13 protein-coding genes are annotated in these 18,581 nt (G+C 71.2%); 8 read left to right on the plus strand and 5 right to left on the minus strand.

Translation table 11 applies throughout. From position 1 onward, the window contains the following. Positions 1–12: 12 nt before the first annotated feature. Positions 13–1,632, minus strand: coding sequence for an ABC-F family ATP-binding cassette domain-containing protein (locus AB0A65_RS24775; RefSeq protein ID WP_359954900.1), 1,620 nt, complete (start codon positions 1,630–1,632; stop codon positions 13–15). A 261-nt stretch (positions 1,633–1,893) separates the two neighbouring features. Here AB0A65_RS24775 and AB0A65_RS24780 point away from each other — a divergent pair, with 261 nt between their 5' ends. After that, positions 1,894–2,715, plus strand: a complete 822-nt coding sequence (locus AB0A65_RS24780) for a M23 family metallopeptidase (protein WP_359954901.1) — start codon at positions 1,894–1,896, stop codon at positions 2,713–2,715. A gap of 84 nt (positions 2,716–2,799) precedes the next feature. On the opposite strand, the gene AB0A65_RS24785 is transcribed toward AB0A65_RS24780, so the two are convergent. The 3 genes from AB0A65_RS24785 to AB0A65_RS24795 form a co-directional block, all read right to left on the minus strand. Continuing rightward, positions 2,800–3,789, minus strand: a complete 990-nt coding sequence (locus AB0A65_RS24785) for a LacI family DNA-binding transcriptional regulator (protein ID WP_359954903.1) — start codon at positions 3,787–3,789, stop codon at positions 2,800–2,802. Then, a complete protein-coding gene (locus AB0A65_RS24790; RefSeq protein ID WP_359954905.1) occupies positions 3,789–6,611 on the minus strand; it encodes a glycoside hydrolase family 3 C-terminal domain-containing protein in 2,823 nt (940 codons plus the stop codon). The genes AB0A65_RS24785 and AB0A65_RS24790 overlap by 1 nt, the downstream gene beginning before the upstream one ends. Positions 6,612–6,924: 313 nt before the next feature. Next, positions 6,925–8,172, minus strand: a complete 1,248-nt coding sequence (locus AB0A65_RS24795; RefSeq protein ID WP_359954907.1) for an ROK family transcriptional regulator — start codon at positions 8,170–8,172, stop codon at positions 6,925–6,927. A 290-nt stretch (positions 8,173–8,462) separates the two neighbouring features. On the opposite strand from AB0A65_RS24795, the gene AB0A65_RS24800 reads away from it, so the two are divergent. The 5 genes from AB0A65_RS24800 (at position 8,463) to AB0A65_RS24820 (ending at position 14,038) form a co-directional block, all read left to right on the plus strand. Beyond that, entirely contained in the window at positions 8,463–10,151 is a 1,689-nt protein-coding gene (locus AB0A65_RS24800) for a hypothetical protein (RefSeq protein ID WP_359954909.1), read from the plus strand. 95 nt (positions 10,152–10,246) lie between these two features. Further along, entirely contained in the window at positions 10,247–11,230 is a 984-nt protein-coding gene (locus AB0A65_RS24805) for an ABC transporter permease subunit (RefSeq protein WP_359954911.1), read from the plus strand. Beyond that, positions 11,227–12,162: a carbohydrate ABC transporter permease gene (locus tag AB0A65_RS24810; RefSeq protein ID WP_359954913.1), complete on the plus strand. Its 936-nt coding sequence runs from the start codon at positions 11,227–11,229 to the stop codon at positions 12,160–12,162. Before AB0A65_RS24805 ends, AB0A65_RS24810 begins: the two co-directional genes overlap by 4 nt. A gap of 134 nt (positions 12,163–12,296) precedes the next feature. Then, on the plus strand, positions 12,297–13,250 hold the full coding sequence (locus AB0A65_RS24815; protein ID WP_359954915.1) for an ATP-binding cassette domain-containing protein: 954 nt from the start codon (positions 12,297–12,299) through the stop codon (positions 13,248–13,250). After that, positions 13,247–14,038 (plus strand): ABC transporter permease, encoded by a 792-nt coding sequence (locus tag AB0A65_RS24820; RefSeq protein WP_359954917.1) that lies wholly within the window; start codon positions 13,247–13,249, stop codon positions 14,036–14,038. Before AB0A65_RS24815 ends, AB0A65_RS24820 begins: the two co-directional genes overlap by 4 nt. Here the strand turns inward: AB0A65_RS24820 and AB0A65_RS24825 are convergent. Beyond that, positions 14,028–16,898 (minus strand): BTAD domain-containing putative transcriptional regulator, encoded by a 2,871-nt coding sequence (locus AB0A65_RS24825; RefSeq protein ID WP_359954919.1) that lies wholly within the window; start codon positions 16,896–16,898, stop codon positions 14,028–14,030. The two genes, AB0A65_RS24820 and AB0A65_RS24825, sit on opposite strands and share 11 nt — an antisense overlap. A 291-nt stretch (positions 16,899–17,189) precedes the next feature. Here AB0A65_RS24825 and AB0A65_RS24830 point away from each other — a divergent pair, with 291 nt between their 5' ends. After that, entirely contained in the window at positions 17,190–17,678 is a 489-nt protein-coding gene (locus tag AB0A65_RS24830; protein ID WP_359954921.1) for an Imm1 family immunity protein, read from the plus strand. Positions 17,679–17,753: 75 nt separating this feature from the next. Then, positions 17,754–18,299: an N-acetyltransferase family protein gene (locus tag AB0A65_RS24835; protein ID WP_359954923.1), complete on the plus strand. Its 546-nt coding sequence runs from the start codon at positions 17,754–17,756 to the stop codon at positions 18,297–18,299. Positions 18,300–18,581 lie beyond the last annotated feature (282 nt).

The raw sequence follows: 18,581 nt of genomic DNA on the forward strand, positions 1-18,581 counted from the left end.
CTGAACGGGGCCTTACGCCAGCTCGACGAGCTCCATCAGGTCGTCGGACCACAGGTCCTCGTCGCCGTCGGGCAGCAGGATCGCCCGCTCCGGACGCAGGGCCTCGACCGCGCCCGGGTCGTGCGTGACCATGACGATCGCGCCCGAGAAGCCGTCGACCGCGTCGAGCACCTGCTGGCGGCTCGCCGGGTCGAGGTTGTTCGTGGGCTCGTCCAGGAGCAGCACGTTCGCACCCGAGCAGACCAGGCTCGCCAGCGCCAGACGGGTCTTCTCGCCGCCGGAGAGGACGTGCACGGGCTTGTGGACGTCGTCGCCGGGGAACAGGAACGCACCGAGGATCTTGCGCAGCTCCGAGTCGGGCAGGTCGGCGCCGGAATCGGACGCGGCGGACTGCATCTGCTCCAGGACGGTGCCGGTGTGGTCGAGCGTGTCGTGCTCCTGCGCGAAGTAGCCGATGCGCAGGCCGTAGCCGGGCTCGACCTCGCCGGTGTCGGGTTCGAGGGTCCCGGCGAGCATCCGCAGGAGCGTGGTCTTCCCGGCGCCGTTGAGGCCGAGGATGACGACGCGGGAGCCGCGGTCGATGGCGAGGTCGACGCCGGTGAAGATCTCCAGCGAGCCGTAGGACTTGGAGAGGCCGGACGCGGTGAGCGGGACCTTGCCGCAGGGGGCGGGCTGCGGGAGGCGCACGTCGGCGACCTTCTCCTGGAGCAGGTCCTCTTCGAGGTTGTCGATCATGGCCTCGGCGCGGCGGAGCATGCCCTTGGCGGCCTTGGCCTTGGTGGCCTTGGCGCCGAGCTTGGCGGCCTGCTTGGTGAGGGTGGCGGCCTTCTTCTCGGCGTTGGCGCGCTCGCGGCGGCGCCGTTCGGCGTCCTCGGCGCGCTGGCGCTGGTACGCCTTCCAGCCGAGGTTGTACTGGTCGATGACCGAGCGGGTGGGGTCGAGGAACCACACGGTGTTGACGACCTCGTCGAGGAGTTCGACGTCGTGGGTGATGAGGACGAGGCCGCCCTTGTGCCCGGCGAGGAAGCCGCGGAGCCAGCTGATGGAGTCGGCGTCGAGGTGGTTGGTGGGCTCGTCGAGGAGGAGGATGCCGTCGCCGTCGTCGGAGAAGAGGATGCGGGCGAGCTCGACGCGGCGGCGCTGGCCGCCGGAGAGGGTCTCCAGGGGCTGGGCGAGGATGCGGTCTTCGAGGCCGAGCTTGGAGCAGATGCGGGCGGCCTCGGACTCGGCCTGGTAGCCGCCGCGGGCGGAGAACTGCTCTTCGAGGCGGGAGTAGCGGCGCACGAGCTTGTCGCGCTGGGCGTCGTCGGCGACCTCGGCGAGTTCGACCTCGGCTTTGGCGAGGTCGGCGAGGAGCTGGTCGAGGCCGCGGGCGGAGAGGACGCGGTTGCTCGCGGTCTGGGTGAGGTCGGCGAAGCGGGGGTCCTGCGGGAGGTACCCGAAGGGGCCGTTGCTGTCGATCTTGCCGGTGTAGGGCTGGGTGAGGCCCGCGAGGACGTTCATGGTGGTGGTCTTGCCGGCGCCGTTGCGCCCCACGAGTCCGATCCTGTCGCCGGGCTGGACCCGCAGATCGGCCCCGGACACGAGGATGCGCGATCCGGCGCGCAGCTCAAGACCGGTGGCGGTGATCATGGGGCACTCCTCAGAAGAAATTCGGGCCGATTGGCCGCAGGCTTTCCAAGTTTAGGCGGCGGTCTGCGTCACGGTCGCGCCGATATAAGCGAAGACACTTTTTGCGAGGGGGTGTTCACGTTCCGTGAGGGGCCTCCTCCTTTCGGAGGAGGTGCGGCCGCCCCCCGGTGCCGACCTGGTCCGCAAGGGGACCAGTTCGGGTGTAGTTTCGCTGGTCGAGCCGGGTTTGTCCGGATTGGATCCGGTAGGTTTCCCGGTCTTATGGGCAAGCATGACGACACCTGCGAGAACGCAGGACGCGAACTGACCAGCCGCCGACTCCGCGCCGTGATCCGGCGCCGCCGCATCCGTCGCGAACGTCACACCTGGCGTTTCGTGTCCGGGGGTCTGGCGGCGGCGATCGTCACCGGCTGGGTGGTGTCGGCCCTCTCGGGCCAGGCGGCCGCGCAGGCCGCCGACGCCGAGGTCGACATGGAGGCCACCGTGGTCCAGGCCGACTGGAAGGTGGACGACGTCCTCGCCGGCATGGCCGCTGACTACGCCGCCGAGCAGACCGAGGCACAGGCCCAGGCGCAGGCCGAGGCGGACGCGAAGGCCGCCGCCGAAGCCGAGGCCGCGGCGGCAGCCGAGGCGGAGGCGCAGGCGGCCGCCGAGGCGGAGGCCGCTGCGGCGGCCGAGGCCGAGGCCGCGGCGAACCCGTGGACGCTCCCGTCCACCGCGTCGATCACGTCGTACTTCGGGATGCGCAACGGCTCCCTGCACGGCGGCACCGACTTCGGCAACAACGAGGGCGACGAGATCGTCTCCGTGGGCGCCGGCACCGTCACGTACGTCGGCTACGAGGCCGGCGGCTACGGCAACGTGGTCTACGTGGACCACGGGAACGGGGTCCAGACCCGCTACGCGCACGCCTCCGAGGTGCTCGTGAGCGTGGGCGACGAGGTCGGGAAGGGCGACGCCCTGATCCTGGCCGGGACCACCGGCAACTCGACCGGCCCGCACCTGCACTTCGAGGTGCTCATCGACGACGAGAAGGTCGACTCCCTGGCCTGGCTCCAGGAGCAGGGGCTCGACGTCGGCTAGCCCGACGCAGACCGCACTCTCCTTGATAGGAAGACGGCGGCCCGGGGACCTCCCTCCCCGGGCCGCCGTTCTGCGTTGTGCGCCTTAGCGGATGGTGAGCTGCGGCTCGACGAGCGTCGAGTCCGGGACGTCGAGGCCGTCGAGCTTGCGCATGAGGTGGCGCACCGCGGTCTCGGCGAGCGTCTCGGCGGGCACGAGCACCGACGGGAGCTGCGGGTGGACCCGCTCGGCGACCTCGTCGGGGCCGATGACGACCACGTGGAAGTCCTCCCCCACGCGCTTCCCGGCGTCGGCGAGCGCGTGCATGACGTGTCCGACCGCGGGCTCGTTGTGGACGGCCAGGCCGGTGAGGTCCGGGTGGGACGCGAGGAGCTCCTTCACGGTGCGCTGCACCGAGACCGGGTCGTCGGGGCACGGCTGCACGAGCGCGGGGCCCGAGCGGCCGAGGAAGCCCTCGCGCACGCGCTCGGCGAAGCCGGTGCGGCGGGCGTAGACCGCCTCGGAGGCCCCGAGGAGCGCGATGGTGCCGCAGCCGCGGTCGCTGAGGTAGTCGGCGCAGACGCGGCCCGCGGCGGTGAAGTCGAGGTCCACGCACGTGAGGCCCTCGGCGTCGGCGGGGAATCCGATGAGGACGCTGGGGAGTCCCAGGCGGCGCAGGGTCTCCACGCGCGGGTCGCGGACCTCCACGTCCATGAGGATGAGGCCGTCCACGATCGCCGAGGCGGCCACGCGGGCCAGGCCCGCGGGCCCCTCGTCGGCGGTCATGAGCAGCACGTCCTGGTCGTGGCGGCGGGCCTCGGTGACCGCGCCCGAGGCGAACTGCATGAGCACCGGCAGGTGCATGCCGTCGCGCAGCGGGAGCATCATCGCGACGACCCCGGCCCGCCGGGAGGCGAGCGAGCGCGCCCCCGCGTGCGGGTGGTAGCCGAGGTCGGCGACCGCCTGCATGACGCGGTCGGCGGTCTCCGGCGAGATCGACCGCTTCCCCGAGATCACATAGGACACTGTGGAGGCGGCGACCCCGGCTCGGGCGGCCACGTCGGCGATGGTGACGCCGCGGCCAGGGCCCGCCACTACGATTCCGTTCCGAAGCGGAGCGACGCCAGGCGGACCGGGCCGGACTCGAACGTCACGTACAGGTCCTTGACCCCTTCGGCGCCGGTGAACTCCACCGTCACGTCGGTGTAGTCGTAGACGCCGCCCGTGGCGGGCGTGTCGATCTTCGCGAGCACGTCCCCGTCGAGCGGGTCGTCCACGCGCAGTTGCAGCTGCGAGGCGTGGCCCGCGACGCGCGCGGTCACCGTCGTGTAGCCGGGCTCGAAGTCGCAGTCCCCCAGCATGATCCAGCCTCCCGCCTCCTCGGCGGCGATCACGTCGCCGGAGGCGCGGGTCTCGTCGCGCCACAGTACGCCCGCGTAGGCGTCGTTGGAAGCGGCGGAGAGGGGCTGCGCAAGGTCGCGGGGGCCGACCTGGACGCCGTCGATGCGGACCGACGCGGACAGGACGATGTTCGCGGCGGAGCGGCCGACCATGAGGCGCTGGCGGCTCTTCTCGACGATCATGCGGCCGGTCGTGTTGTCCCAGTGGGCGAGGTCGTCCACGGCCACGGTGAACTCGACGGCGCGGGTCTCGCCCGCGGCGAGGCGCACCTTCTGGAAGCCGCGGAGCTGGCGCAGCGGCTGCTTGACGCGCGAGCCGCACTGGTGCGAGTACAGCTGGACCACTTCGACGCCGTCGCGCCCGGAGGCGTTGGTGACGTCCACGGTGACCTTGAGGTCGTCGCCGGAGCCCGCGTGGTCCTTGTCCACCTTCAGGTCCGCGTACGTGAAGTCCGCATAGGACAGGCCGTGGCCGAACGGGTAGAGCGGCTGGCCGAGGTAGTACAGGTAGGTCGCGTCGGAGGCCACGATGTCGTAGTCGAGCATCACGGGCAGCTCGGCGGCGTCGGTGTACCAGGTCTGCGGCAGGCGGCCCTCGGCGTCGCGGTCGCCGAACAGCACGTCGGCGAGCGCGTTGCCCCACTCCTGCCCCCCGTGCCCCGACCACAAGACCGCGGGCACGTGCTTGGCGGCCCAGTTCGCGGCGTAGGGGTAGGAGGAGGACATGACAAGGATGGTATTCGGGTTGGCCTCGACGACCCGGCGCAGGAGCCACTCCTGGCTGTTCGGGAGGTTGAGGTCGGTGCGGTCCTCGGTCTCGCGGCCGTTGACGAGCGGGTGGTCGCCGAGGACGACGACGGCGACGTCGGCGCCGCGGGCGAGCTCGGCGGCGGTGTCGTGGGCGCGGACCACGTTGTCGATGTCGAACGCGGCGGCCTCGGACTGGTTGTCCACCAGGGTGAGCCGGTTGTCGGCGACGCCGAGCCACTTGCCGTCCTCGGCCCCGTCGGGCCGGTGGAGGTGCTTGATCGCGATCTTGCCGCCCTCGACGTCGATGAAACGGAAGGTCTCGTGGACGTCGAACTCGTGGGGCCCGGGCGAGTCGGCGCCGACCGTGCCGTCGAGGCGCCCGTCCAGGTACTTGCCGGTGGCCGCGGAGCGGAACGTGTAGGACCAGCCGCCCCAGTCGAAGACGTCGAACTGGGCGGCCGCGCCGAGCGTGTCGGTGATCGTCAGCTCGGCGCCGTCGGCGGACGCGGTGACGTAGCCCTTGTTGTAGCGCAGGCGGATGCGGTCGACACCCTCGCTGTAGACCACCTCGGCGCGTTCGGCGAGGGCCTGGCGTGCGGTCACGGAGTACGGGAGCGTGCCGGAGTACCAGTCCTGCATCTGGACGTCGGCGAGCGGGCCGATGACGGCGATCTTCTTCGGCGAGCCGAGGGGCAGGATGCCGTCGTTCTGGAGGAGCGTGACCGACTGCGTGGCGGCCTCGCGCGCAAGCGCCTGGTGCTCAGGGGAGTTCACCGCTTCGCGGCCGATGTGCGCGTACGGGTCCTCGGGGTCGAACTCGCCGAGGCCGAAGCGCACGAACAGGTTGCGGCGCACGGCGGTGTCGATGTCGGACTCGTCGAGGAGGCCGCGGTCGAGCGCGGTGACGAGGTGGGCGAGGACGCCTTCGGCGCGGTCGTCGTCCTGGGTGAAGGAGTCGAGGCCGGCCTTGACGGCGGCGGCGTACGCGGTGGGGAGGTCCTCGAAGTAGCCCTGGAGCTGCGCGAGGTTGTTGGGCGCGTAAGCGTCCGAGACGACGAAGACCTCGTCGTCGGTCCAGGTGCGCAGCTCGGTGTTCACCAGGGGCGTCACGTGCGCGGGGCGGCCGTTGACGAGGTTGTACGAGAGCATGACCGCGACCGCGTCGCCGCTCGCCAGTGCCGGGCGGTGGGCGGCGAACTCGTATTCGCGCAGGACGCGCGGCGGCATGTTCGAGGAGGTGACGCAGCGCCCGGCCTCGTTGCCGTACGCGAGGAAGTGCTTGACGGTGGGCGCGGTCTTCCACACGGAGCCGTTGTCGCCCTTGAGGCCGCGCGCGTAGGCGCCGCCCATGACGCCGGTCGTCCAGGCGTCCTCGGAGTAGCCCTCCTCGTTGCGGCCCCAGCGGGGGTCGCGCAGGGGGTTGACGGTGGGGGCCCAGACGTTGCGGCCGACCTTGACGGGGTCCTCGTGGTTGAAGGCCAGGACCTCGTCGGCGACGGCGGCGCCGACCTGCTCGACCAGTTCGGGGTTCCAGGTGGCGCCGAGGGCGACGACCTGCGGGAAGACGGTGGCCTCGCCGAGCCATGCGAGGCCGTGGAGGGCCTCGGTCCCGGTCTTGAAGGGGCCCATGCCGAGCCGTTCGACCGGCCGGTGGTACTGGTGCAGGAGGCCGATCTTCTCGTCGAGGGTCAGCCGGGCGAGGAGGTCGCTGACGCGCTCCTCGCGGGGGAGGGCGGGGTCGCGGAAGGCGGGACGCGGGTCGGTCATGAGGGTCTTCCTTGCTTGGACGTCGCTGTCGCTGGCTGTGTCTTGCGTCATCGAAGCGCTTCGACGGTCAGGGTGTGCCACCCGGATGCGGATCGTTCATTGAAGAAGCTTGTCGAAGCGCTTCGATTGAGGAATGCAAGATTTCTACACCCCGGCCCGCCCGCCGGTCAAGGCGGACGGGGCGCGGCAGCGTGCACGTATGGTGGTTCTCGTCCGTTTCCGTCAGGGTCTACCTGCGGAAACGGACGGGGTAACAGTTCCGAAACAACCGGCCGGGCCGGATCGTAGATCCTATAGGAAATAGGATCTACGATCAGCGGCCGAGCGGGGTGGGCATGAGCCCGGCGTCGATGTCGTTCAGGATGCCGGTGGCGGCGCCCAGGGCCGGGGCCTCGTGGCCGAGCGCCGAGACGACGATCTCGGCCCCGCCCGCGCCCGAGGCGTGGGTGCGGGCCGCGAGCTCGGTCTCGGCCGCGGGGCCGATCCACGGGCTCAGCGCCTGGTAGTGGCCGCCGAGGACCACGGCCTCGGGGTTGAGCAGGTCCACGGCGAGGGCGATGCCCGCGCCGAGGGAGCGGCCGATGCGGTCCAGGGCCTCGGTGACGCGCGGTTCGCCGGCGCGGGCGCGGGTGACGATGTCCTCGACCTCCGCCTCCACCTCGGTCCCGGCGATGTCGTCCGACTCGGACAGTTCACCGAGGACCGCGCGGATGCCCGCGACGTCCTCGACGCGGCCGATCCGGCCGTCCACCTCGATGAGGAGGTTGCCGATCTCGCCCGCGAAACCCGAAGCGCCCCTGCGCAGCTCGCCGTCGACGATGAGGCCCGCGCCGAGTCCGATCTCACCGGTCAGGTAGATCATGTTGGACACCCCGGCCCAGGACCCGAAGCGCTGCTCCGCGACGGCACCCAGGTTCGCGTCGTTGTCGGCGGTGACCGCGTACTTCGGGTCGCGCATGGCCTGGCGCAGGCGGCCCGTCAGGTCGAAGTCGGACCAGCCGAGCATCGGGGCGCGCTGCACGACGCCGTCGTTGTCGATCATGCCGGGGACGGCCACCGCGAGGCCGAGGATCTGGCGGCCCTCGGAGTCCATGCGGTCGACCGCGCGCTTGGCGAGGCCCGCGAGCGCCGAGACCGACTTGCCGGGGGTGGCGCCCGCGCCGTCGTGGGCGCGGCGCCAGGACAGGAGGCGGTTCCCGGCGAGGTCCACGGCCACGAGGGTCATGTAGTCCACGTTCACCTCGACGCCGAGCGAGGCGTAGTAGCCGGTGTCGACGGACAGCAGGACCGCGGGGCGGCCGATGTTGCCGATGACCGAGCCGGACTCGCGCAGGACGCGGCGCTCGATGAGCTCGGCGACGAGCGAGGAGACCGTGGCCTTGTTCAGGCCGGTCTTGGCGGCGAGGTCGGCGCGGGAGCACCGGCCCTCGGCCCGGACCTGGCGGAGGACGAAGCCGAGGTTGTTGGCGCGCACGTCGGTGAAGTCGGCCCGCTTGGCGCGGCCGGGCTCCTCCTCGGCATCGCCCGGACCGGCGGACTTCGCCGCTATCCGCATCGCCATGTTGTCCTCCTGTTGCGAGCTCGTGGCCCATCGTCGCCGAAGCCGGTGTCGATGGGCATTGTCGTGGATGGCGACAAGCGGTCGTCGGGCAGTCCCTGACAGTGGTCTATGTGCACGTTCAACTACAAGGCCCGTTCCCGAATCGTGATCAATCCGCGCCCGTTTCGCCTGACCCCCCGCTTGTGGGGCCTGCCACCGTGCGCTACTTTAGTTTATCGAATAGCCGAACTAATTACCGGCTACACCCCCCGAAAACCCTCACAACGCAGTTCGACCGAAAGGACAGCAACGTGGCTACTCCCTCCGACAGGTCGCCCCTCCGGCGCCGCTCCCTGTTCAAGGTGGCCGGTCTCGGCGCCGCCGGGGCCGCGGGCCTGCCCCTGATCGCCGCGTGCGGCGACATCGAATCGGGCGGCGGCACCTCTCAGGCCACGGAAGGCTTCGACTTCCTGCCCACGTACAAGGAGTTCCCGCTTCCGGTCCAGCCCGACCTCGTCGGCGAGCCGCCGAACCACCCCTCCGGCTTCACCTCGTACCCCGACCCGGTCCCCGCCGTCGAGACGACCGCCGAGGGCTCCGGCGAGTACGAGATCACCGTCGCCATGTGGGGCACTCCCCCGTCGGCCGACGACCCGTACTTCGCCGCCTGCCAGGAGGCGTGGGGCGGCACCAAGGTCAACCTGCGCCAGGCCGACGGCAACACCTTCGCCGACACCTCCGTGCAGTGGCTGGCCGCCAACGAGTTCGGCGACGGCATCAACATCTTCAGCTGGATGCTGTACGCCCACCCGACGTTCCAGGAGACGGTGGTCAACACCTTCTACGACCTGACCGACATCGTGAAGGGCGACATCTCCGAGCGCTGGCCGCTCCTCGCGGGCGAGGCCACCAACTCGTGGGGCCAGTCGGTGTGGTCCACCGACCCCGAGGACCCCGAGACCGCCCGCGTGTTCGGCATCCCCTCCAACTTCTCCGGCGGCCCGGGCAACGGCGTGTTCGTGCGCACCGACCTCCTGGAGGCCGCGAACCTCGCGATGCCGACCACCGTCGAGGAGGTCCTAGAGGTCGCCCGCGCCTGGTCCGACGACGCGAACGGCAAGTGGGCCTTCCTCAACCTCGACTACGTGAGCCCCGAGTGGTTCGGCCTCGCCTCCGGCGACGGCTGGGCGTACATCGACGGCAAGCTCGTCCACAACTCCGAGCGCCCCGAGTACACCGAGTGGCTCACCTTCCGCCGCACCGTGTGGGACGAGAAGCTGGTCCACCCCGACACCCCGACCGGGACCCTGGACGGCCACGCCCTGCACATCGCGGGCACCATCCTCATGGCGCAGGACGGCATGTCCTGGTGGTCGGACTACACCAACCAGGTGCTCACCGGCACCGCCGTCGGCGCGATCGAGCCCATCGGCGCGATCTCGACCGGCGGCGCCGAGCCCATCCGCTACGTCAACACCGGCGTGGACGGCTGGACGTTCCTGAGCAAGGACCTGGAGCAGGAGCAGGTCGAGGAGCTCCTCGACGTCATGAACTTCTGCTCCGCGCCCTACGGCACCACCGAGTACGAGCTCATCAACTACGGCGTCGAGGGCACGCACTTCACGTACGGCGACGACGGCCTGCCGGTCTACACCGAGCAGGGCACCGGCGCCGTCCAGGCCCCCGTCAACTACAAGACCATGTCGGGCCAGGTGCAGACCTTCCTGACCGGCAACCCGGACTTCGTCCAGCGCAAGTTCGAGTACAACGCGTCGGTGAAGGACTTCGCCGAGGTCAACATCTGGGAAGGCATGCGCGTCGAGGGCCCGGCCGACTTCAAGTCCGCCGCCCAGACCCTGCTCGACCAGCAGAACGACATCGCGTTCGGCCGCGCCGAGCTGTCGACGATCCCTGACATGGTGCAGACGTTCCTGGACAACGGCGGCGAGGCCGCCCGCGAGCACTACACCGCCGCTTACGAGAAGCTGCACGGCAAGTAGGCCGCGTGCCGGGCGGGGCCGCCTCCCGTCCCCGCCCGGCCACCTGTTCCCTTCCACCTCAGCACCGGCACTCACCGACTGGACTCTCACAAGCGATGGCAGCACTTCAGACCTCAGCGCCCCCGGCCGGCGGGCGGGCCGACCAGCGGCCCCGCATCAAGCGCAAGCGGACCCTGGCGCAGCGGCTCCGGCACGACTGGCCCCTGCTCCTGATGACCCTCCCCGCGATGGCCCAGCTCGGGGTGTTCTTCTACTGGCCCTCGTCCTGGAACATCATCGCGTTCATGGACTACAAGACGTTCAGGCCGTTCTGGGAGAACCGGTTCGTGGGCCTGGACTGGTTCGGGCGCCTGTTCGACAACCCGTACTTCGTGCCGGCGCTGCTGAACACCCTGAAGTACTCGTTCGCGAACCTGCTGTTCCTGTTCCCGCTGTCGATCGCCCTGGCGCTCATCATGCACAGCGTGGTGTCGACGAAGGTGCGCAGCGTCTTCCAGTCGATCGTGTACCTGCCGTACTTCTTCTCCTGGGTGCTCGTGGTGACCGTGTTCGTGCAGGTCCTCGGCTCCGACGGGCTGGTCTCGAACTGGCTCCTCGACTTCGGCGGGGAGCGGCTCGACATCATGTCCGACCCGGACACGTTCACGTTCCTGGCCTGGCTCCAGTGGTCCTGGAAGGACGCGGGCTGGGGCATGATCATCTTCCTCGCGGCCCTCGCCTCGATCAACCCGAGCCTGTACGAGGCCGCCGCGGTCGACGGGGCGAACCGGTGGCGGCGCATGTGGCACATCACCCTCCCGGGCATCCGGCCGGTGATCGTGCTCCTGCTGATCCTCCACATCGGCGGCATCCTCAACGTCGGCTTCGAGCAGTACCAGCTCCAGCGCGACGCCGTCGGGTTCCAGACCACCGAGGTGCTCGACACCTTCGTCTACTACCGCAGCGTCATCGGCACCGAGGGCCCGTCCTTCGGCACCGCGGCGGGCCTGTTCAAGGGCGTCATCGGCCTGATCCTCGTCCTCGTCGCCAACAACGTCGCGCACCGCCTCGGAGAGCAAGGGATCTACCAGAAGTCATGACCGCCATCGACACCCGGGCCAAGCCCCGCCGCAAGAACACCCGCCCCGCCTGGGACGAGGAGCCGTCCTGGATCGGCAAGGCCACCAAGGCGCTGTTCCTGGTCTGCTATGCCGCGGCCATCGTCATCCCGATCTGGGCGGTCGTGGCGACCAGCTTCGCCAGCGAGGAGGCGCTCGCGCGCGCGGGCGGCAACCTGCTGCTCGTCCCCACCGAGGTGAGCCTGCGCGCGTACGAGGAGATCTTCAGCGGCGGCGCGCTCACCAACTCGCTGATCCTGACGCTCCTGCTCACCGCGGGCGGCACGGCCCTGAGCATGATCCTCACGATCGGCGCCGCGTACGGGCTCTCGCGCCCCGGGTCGCTGCTCCACCGGCCGCTGCTCATGCTGGTGCTCTTCACGTTCCTGTTCGCGCCCGGCATGTACCCGAGCTTCATCGTGGTGCAGAAGCTCGGGCTGCTGAACACGTACTGGTCGCTGATCCTCCCGATGGCGCTCAACGCGTTCAACCTGATCGTGCTGCGCGCGTTCTTCATGAACAGCGTCCCGGGCGAGCTCATCGACGCCGCGAAGATGGACGGCGCGGGCGAGTTCCGCATCCTCTTCCGGGTCGTGCTGCCGATGTCGAAGGCGATCCTCGCGGTCATCGCGCTGTTCTACGCGGTCGGCTACTGGAACATCTACTTCTCTGCGGTCCTGTACACCCCGGCCCTGGAGACCCAGCCGATCCAGGTGGTGCTCCAGCGGATGCTCATGTCCACGCAGGGCATCCCCGGCGCCGACCTGGGCCAGTACCAGGCGGCCGAGGCCGCGCCCGACGCCGCGCTCAAGATGGCCGTCGTGGTCTGCACGATCGTCCCGATCGTCATCATGTACCCGTTCATCCAGAAGCACTTCACGAAGGCGATCATCACCGGCGCCATCAAGGGCTAGATCCGCACCTGGAAGGGCCGTCCCGCACGCGGGGCGGCCCTTTCGCACGCCGTGACAGCCGCGTGAAAGGGCTGTGAAAGGCAAGGGCGCCAAGGTGGACGCACACCCACCGAATACCAGAAAGGCGCCCTTCAATGAAGTATGCGATCGAAGTCCGGGGGCTGGTGAAGTCCTTCGGCGAGGTCCGCGCCCTCGACGGCGCGGACCTCGGCGCGGCCCCCGGCACCGTCCTGGGGCTGCTCGGCCCCAACGGGGCCGGGAAGACCACGGCCGTGCGGGTCCTCTCGACCCTGTCCGTCCCCGACGCGGGCACCGCGCGGGTCCTGGGACTGGACGTGGTGCGCGACGCCGCGAAGGTCCGCGAGCGCCTCGGCCTCACCGGACAGTACGCGGGGATCGACACCGGGCTCTCCGGCGCGCAGAACCTCGTCCTCATCGCCCGGCTCCTCGGCGCCTCGCGGTCGCAGGCGAAGACCCGCGCCCACGAGCTCATCGAGCGGTTCGACCTCGCGCACGCCGCCGACCGGGCCGCGGGCGGCTACTCCGGGGGCATGCGGCGGCGGCTCGACCTGGCCGCCTCCATCGTGCGCCGCCCCGACGTGCTCGTCCTCGACGAACCGACCACCGGGCTCGACCCCAACAGCCGCACCGGCCTGTGGGAGGTCGTGCGCGAGCTCGTCGCCGAGGGGACCACGGTCCTGCTGACCACGCAGTACCTCGAAGAGGCCGACCAGCTCGCCGACTCGATCGCCGTGATCGACTCCGGCCGCGTCATCGCCTCCGGCACGCCCTCGCAGCTCAAGCAGGCCGTCGGCGGCCTGGTGCTGCGGATGCGCCCGGCAGTGCCCGAGGCCCTAGGGCGGCTCGCGGAGCTCGCGAACTGGTCCGTGGGCGCGGCCCCGCGCATCGAGGGCGACGAGGTCGCCGTCCCCGTGGCGCACCCGGGCGAGGCCACCGCGGTCATGGCGCGGGTCGTGCAGGCCGGGACGGACCTGGCCGCGTTCGGGCTCCACGAGCCCACATTGGACGAGGTGTTCCTGACCCTGACGGGCCACGGCGCCGAGCAGAAAGAGGAGGTGGCGGCATGACCACCACGACCACGTGGACCACGACGCGCGGCCCGCTCGCGCAGGCCGCGTCGATGACGGCCCGGTCCCTCGCGTCCATCAGGCACCAGCCCGCGCAGCTCGTGGACTACCTGATGATCCCGATGATGATCCTGCTGTCCATCACGTTCTTCATGGGCGGGCAGATGATGGGCAGCTGGCAGGCGTTCCTCGACTACGCGGGGCCGACGCTCATCGCCATGGGCCTGTTCTTCGCGATCGTCTCCACCGGGCTGGGCCTGTTCGCCGACATCAAGACCGGCGTGTTCGACCGGCTCACCGCCATGCCCGTGTCGCGGTTCGCGCTGCTGGCCGGGCGGGTCGCGGCCGACATGATCAAGCACCTGTGGGCGCTCCTCATCGTCGGCGGCGTCGCCTTCGCGATCGGCTACCGGGCCGACGGCGGCGTGCTCGGCGTCGCCGGCGCCGCCGCGGCGGTGCTGCTGTTCCTGTTCGCGTCCTCGTGGTCGATGGCCCTGGTCGGGCTGACCGCGAAGTCCGAGGAACAGATCCAGACGTGGATGGTCAGCCTGCTCATGCCCCTGGCGTACACGTCCACGATGTTCGTGGAGATCGAGACGCTCCCCGAGCCGGTCCAGTGGTGGGCGCGGGTCAACCCGCTCACCGCGCTCGCCGACACCATGCGGGTGCTGCTCGCGGGCGAGACGCCCGGCGGCGAGGCCCTCGCGCTCCTCGGCTGGTGCGCGGCGATCCTCGCGGTGTTCGTGCCGCTGTCCCTGCGGGCCTACCGGAGGAAGCTCACGAGCTGAACGGCCAGTTCGAGTCGTGGAGCATGGCGGCGGCCCGGGCCTCAAGGTCCGGGTCGCCGCCGTCGTGCGCGATCCTCGCGAGCTCCCGGTACAGGTGCACCGCCACTTCAGAGAAGTCCAGGAACTGCGGCAGGTCCGCCTCGGCCGACAGGAGCTCGTCGCGGGCCTCTTCGAGCCTTCCCAAGCGGTGCAGGCAGATCGCGGCCGAGGTGCGGGCGGCGATGACGTTCTCGGAGTTCCCCACCCGCTCGGCGCGCGCGGCCAGCTCCCGCATCTTCTCCAGGACCGCCGCCGGTTCGGCGCCGTGCCGGGCGTCCAGGCGCCACAGGTACTCCACGATCACCGACTCCGCGAGGTCCGCCCCGAACTCCGCCTCGGCGGTGAGCGCCCGGATCAGGAGCGCGCGGGCCCCCTCGTAGTCGTCCGCGGCCATCCGCCCCGCCGCGAGGCCCTGGAGCGTGATGATGAGCCCGAACCGCTCCCCCAGCTTCATGAAGATCCGGTTCGCCTCCGCGAGGTCCGCCAGCGCGGCGCCGGGACCGGAGGCGCGCTCGGAGTACTCGGACGCGAACAGCAGGCCGATCCCGCGGACCCACGCGTCGCGGTCGGGGTCGAGCGCGGCGATGATCGCGCGCAGGCCGTCCTCGTCGTCCGCGAGGAGGGAGCGGATGAGCGGGATCATGAGCAGCAGCGGGTCGGCGTCGTAGAGGCCGTGCTCCTCGCAGAGGGCCTGGGCCTCGGCGAAGTCGGCGCCGACCGCGGCCGGGTCGAGCCAGCCGGACCACAGGCCCCAGGTGCCCGCGAGGACGATCTCCGCGCGGCGCAGCGGGTCCACCTCCCCCTGCATGGCGCGCACCTCCATGGCGAGCTCCTGGCCTTCGCGGCGGTGGCCGCGCATCCACCAGTACCAGGACAGGGGCGTGACGGAGCGGTACGCGGCGGTGGCGTTCCCGGCGGCGATCATGCGGCGGATCGCGGCGGTGAAGTTGCCGTGGTCGAGGGCGAGGCGGTCGAGCCACTCGACCTGCTCGGCGCGCATCAGGTGGGGTTCGGCCGCGGCGGCGAGGCCGGCGAAGTGGGCGGCGTGTCGCTCGTAGCGCTCGGCGGTCTCGCCCGCTTCGGAGAGGCGCGCGGCGGCGTACTCGCGGACGGTCTCCAGGAGCCGGTAGCGGCCGCCGGGGAGGCGCTGCACGAGGGACTTCTCCACGAGCCCGGCGATGTCGTCGGCGTCGGCGGAGCACACGTCGCAGGCCGCGTCGAGGTCCGCAGAGCCGTTGAAGACCGACATGCGGGCGAGGACCTCGCGCTCGCGGGGTTCGAGGAGGTCCCAGCTCCAGTCGACCACCGCGCGGAGCGTCCGCTGGCGGGGTTCGGCGGTGCGGGGGCCGCGGGCGAGGAGCCCGAAGCGGTCGCCGATGCGGGCGGCGAGGTCGTCGATGCTCAAGGCGCGCAGGCGGGCCGCGGCGAGCTCGATGGCGAGGGGGAGGCCGTCGAGTGCGGTGCAGACGTCCACGACGGCCGCGGCGTTGGCGGCGTCGACGGTGAAGCCGGGGTCGCTCTGGCGGGCGCGCTCCTCGAAGAGGCGCACCGCGTCGTGGGCGCGGACCTCCTCCAGGGGCGCCTCGCGCCCGGGCAGCGGGAGGGGGCCGACGCCGACGACGGTCTCCCCGGTGATGCCGAGGGCCTCGCGGCTGGTGGCGATGACGCGGAGCGCGGGGACGCGGGCGAGGAGGTGCGCGATGAGCCCGGCGGCGGCCTCCACGACGTGCTCGCAGTTGTCGGCGACGAGGACCAGCTCGCGGCCCCAGAGGGCCTCGACGAGGCGGGTCGCGGGGTCGTCGCTGCGGCGGGCGGTCACGGACTCGGTGAGGCCCAGGGCGTCGAGGACGACTTCGGGGAGCTTCCCGGGGTCGGTGACGGGCGCGAGCTCGACCATGCGGACGGTCCGCCCGGAGGCGGCGAGCCGGTGGGCGGCCTCGACGGCGAGGCGGGTCTTGCCGGTGCCGCCGGGGCCGGTGAGGGTGACGAGGCGGTGGCGTTCGAGGAGCGCGGGCAGCTCGGCGAGTTCGGCCTCGCGGCCGATGCACGCGGTCAGGGGCTGCGGGAGGCGGTTCGGTTGGGACTCGGGGACGACCGGTTCGATGCCGCGCAGCACGTCCAGGTGGGCTTCGCCGAGGACCGGGGAGGGGTCGACGCCGAGGTCGTCGGCGAGCTTGGTGCGGACCTGGTCGTAGACGGCGAGGGCCTCGGCGCGGCGGCCGGAGGCGGCGAGGGCGCGCATGTAGCGGGCGGCGTCGGGTTCGCCGAGCGGGTCGGCGGCGTGGCGGGCCGCGAGGTCGGCGAGGACGGCGTCGGCGCCGTCGAGCCGCAGGCGGGCCTCGATGTGGAGTGCGGCGACGGCTTCGCGGCGCACGTCGAGGCGCACCATGGCCGCGTCGGCGAACCCGCGCCGTTCGAGGTCGGCCAGCGCGGGGCCGCGCCACAGGGCGAGTGCGGCCTCCGCGAGGTCCCGGACGGCACTCGCGGAGTCCTCTCTGGAGGCCGCTTCCGCTTGCGCCGCAGTGCGGTCGAATTCCTGGACGTCGGTGTCGACGCCGGTGAGGCGGTAGCCGCCGGGGCCGTGGACGACGCGGTCGCCGAGGACGCGGCGGAGGCGGGAGAGCTGGGTGTGGAGGGCCCCAGCGGCGTTCGCGGGCTCCTCGTCGGGCCAGAGCGCGCCGATGAGGGCGTCGGCGGTGACGTGGCGGCCGGGGTCGAGGGCGAGCCGGGCCAGGAGGACGCGCTGGCGCCCGGCCGGGACGGGGATCTCGGCGCCGTCGTCGCCGGTGATCCGCACCGGTCCCAGCAGCTCCACTCTCATGGTCCCCATTTTGCCTTCCGGGCGCGCGGATCAGGGAGCCGGTCCGGGCGGCGGCCGCGCGGCGGCTCCTGAATGGAATCTGCTACTTGCATGGACAGGTTGTCACGGCATATCAGTGCTTTTCTGTCAACTTCCCGACTGATCGAACAAACCGCCTGACCGCGCACGTACTGTCGTTCACAAACTCCGACAATCTGAGGTGCGGTGTCCGCCATGGCGATCCGAGTCGAATACCAACACGATTCACACTCCCGCACGTCCGCCTCTCCTGTCTCGGAAGGAGCACCGCCCATGAGCGCTGGCCCCGCGGGCGCACATGTCGCCGGATACTGCGCCGAGTTCAGGCTCCAGACCAGGGACCACGGCACGCAGATCCTCCTCGCGTACGACCCGGACGGGGTGGCGGCGGCCGTCGCGACGATCGTCGCCGCGGACCTGGTGCAGGTCGCGACCGCGCTCGTGCGCGACCGCCCCGGGTACGCGCCCGGCGGGCGGCCCGACCACGGGCTGAAGATCATCGCGGACCGCGAGACCGAGGTGGGCGCGCTGGCGTATTACGGCCCGGGGGGCGAGGACTACGGCCCGGGGGCCTGGGTCTCGTACTCGGACCAGCGCTGGGCGCCGCAGATCCGCCTGTACCGCGACATGGACACCGCGAGCATGTTCCCGCCGGACGCGCACATCGCGCTCAGCTCGCTGGCGCGGGCCGTGGAGGACTTCCGGGCGACGGGCGGGCTGCGCCCGACGATGGTGGCGTGGCGGCCGTCGACGGTGTGGTGAACGGCGCCCGTGACGGGCGCCCGGACTGCGGGACGGACCTGGGCTCCTAGCCGCGCGGCTGGCTATCATTCCGCCATGAGCAGCACCGACGTGGTCGCCGTGCGCTTCGCGCGGGCGGAGGACGTCCCCGCGATCTGCGCGATCGTGAACCACTACATCGCCGAGACCAGCAGCAACTTCCGGACCGAGCCGTACCCGGTCGAGGAGTGGGCCGAGCAGCTGGCGGCGGGCGCGGACCGGTACCCGTACCTGGTGGCCGAGGCCGCCGGGGCCGTGGCCGGGCTGGCGTACGCGAGCCCGTGGCGCCCGAAGCAGGCGTACGCGTGGACCGCGGAGTCCACCGTGTACGTGTCCCCCAAGCACCAGGGCCTGGGGATCGGCTCGAAGCTGTACGCCGAGCTGCTGGACCGCCTCGGGGCGCAGGGCTTCCGGAGCGTCATGGCCCAGATCACGCAGCCGAACGCGGGCAGCGAGGCCCTCCACAAGCGGTTCGGCTTCGAGCTGCTGGGGACCATCCGCGACGCGGGCTTCAAGCACGGCGGCTGGCACGGCGTGGGCATCTGGCAGAAGGACCTCGGCCTCACGGGCCCGCCGGAGCCGACGCGCCCCGTAGGGCGCTAGGAGTCCCGCGGGTTCAAATGAACCTCTCATGGTTCTCACCGGGACTGTGAAGGGCCCGTCCGTAATGTTCGGGCCAAGGGGAAATCGAATCCTCCTGAGGGTGACAGCGCCGCAAGGCGCAGATCCTACTGATGGGTGTGGGGTTGCGAATCGGGCCCGGAGCTGCTGCTCCGGGCCCGGTTGCGGGTGTGGAATTGTTTTAAAGAACCCCGAGAGGTTGTGCAGCGCGAGGGGGTCAGATAGGGAGATCGTCGGGTTTGGGAAGAGTGTGGAGTTGGGTGT

This window comes from Glycomyces sp. NPDC047010 (genome assembly GCF_040644205.1).
Taxonomy (GTDB): domain Bacteria; phylum Actinomycetota; class Actinomycetes; order Mycobacteriales; family Micromonosporaceae; genus Glycomyces.

What these genes read in the sequence shown, in the direction of transcription:
- AB0A65_RS24795 (WP_359954907.1), bottom strand. Translation starts at nt 8,172, where the DNA reads ATGGCGATGCGGATAGCGGCGAAGTCCGCCGGTCCGGGCGATGCCGAG.
- AB0A65_RS24780 (WP_359954901.1), top strand. Translation starts at nt 1,894, where the DNA reads ATGGGCAAGCATGACGACACCTGCGAGAACGCAGGACGCGAACTGACC.
- AB0A65_RS24810 (WP_359954913.1), top strand. Translation starts at nt 11,227, where the DNA reads ATGACCGCCATCGACACCCGGGCCAAGCCCCGCCGCAAGAACACCCGC.
- AB0A65_RS24775 (WP_359954900.1), bottom strand. Translation starts at nt 1,632, where the DNA reads ATGATCACCGCCACCGGTCTTGAGCTGCGCGCCGGATCGCGCATCCTC.
- AB0A65_RS24820 (WP_359954917.1), top strand. Translation starts at nt 13,247, where the DNA reads ATGACCACCACGACCACGTGGACCACGACGCGCGGCCCGCTCGCGCAG.
- AB0A65_RS24830 (WP_359954921.1), top strand. Translation starts at nt 17,190, where the DNA reads ATGAGCGCTGGCCCCGCGGGCGCACATGTCGCCGGATACTGCGCCGAG.
- AB0A65_RS24815 (WP_359954915.1), top strand. Translation starts at nt 12,297, where the DNA reads ATGAAGTATGCGATCGAAGTCCGGGGGCTGGTGAAGTCCTTCGGCGAG.
- AB0A65_RS24835 (WP_359954923.1), top strand. Translation starts at nt 17,754, where the DNA reads ATGAGCAGCACCGACGTGGTCGCCGTGCGCTTCGCGCGGGCGGAGGAC.
- AB0A65_RS24790 (WP_359954905.1), bottom strand. Translation starts at nt 6,611, where the DNA reads ATGACCGACCCGCGTCCCGCCTTCCGCGACCCCGCCCTCCCCCGCGAG.
- AB0A65_RS24825 (WP_359954919.1), bottom strand. Translation starts at nt 16,898, where the DNA reads ATGAGAGTGGAGCTGCTGGGACCGGTGCGGATCACCGGCGACGACGGC.
- AB0A65_RS24805 (WP_359954911.1), top strand. Translation starts at nt 10,247, where the DNA reads ATGGCAGCACTTCAGACCTCAGCGCCCCCGGCCGGCGGGCGGGCCGAC.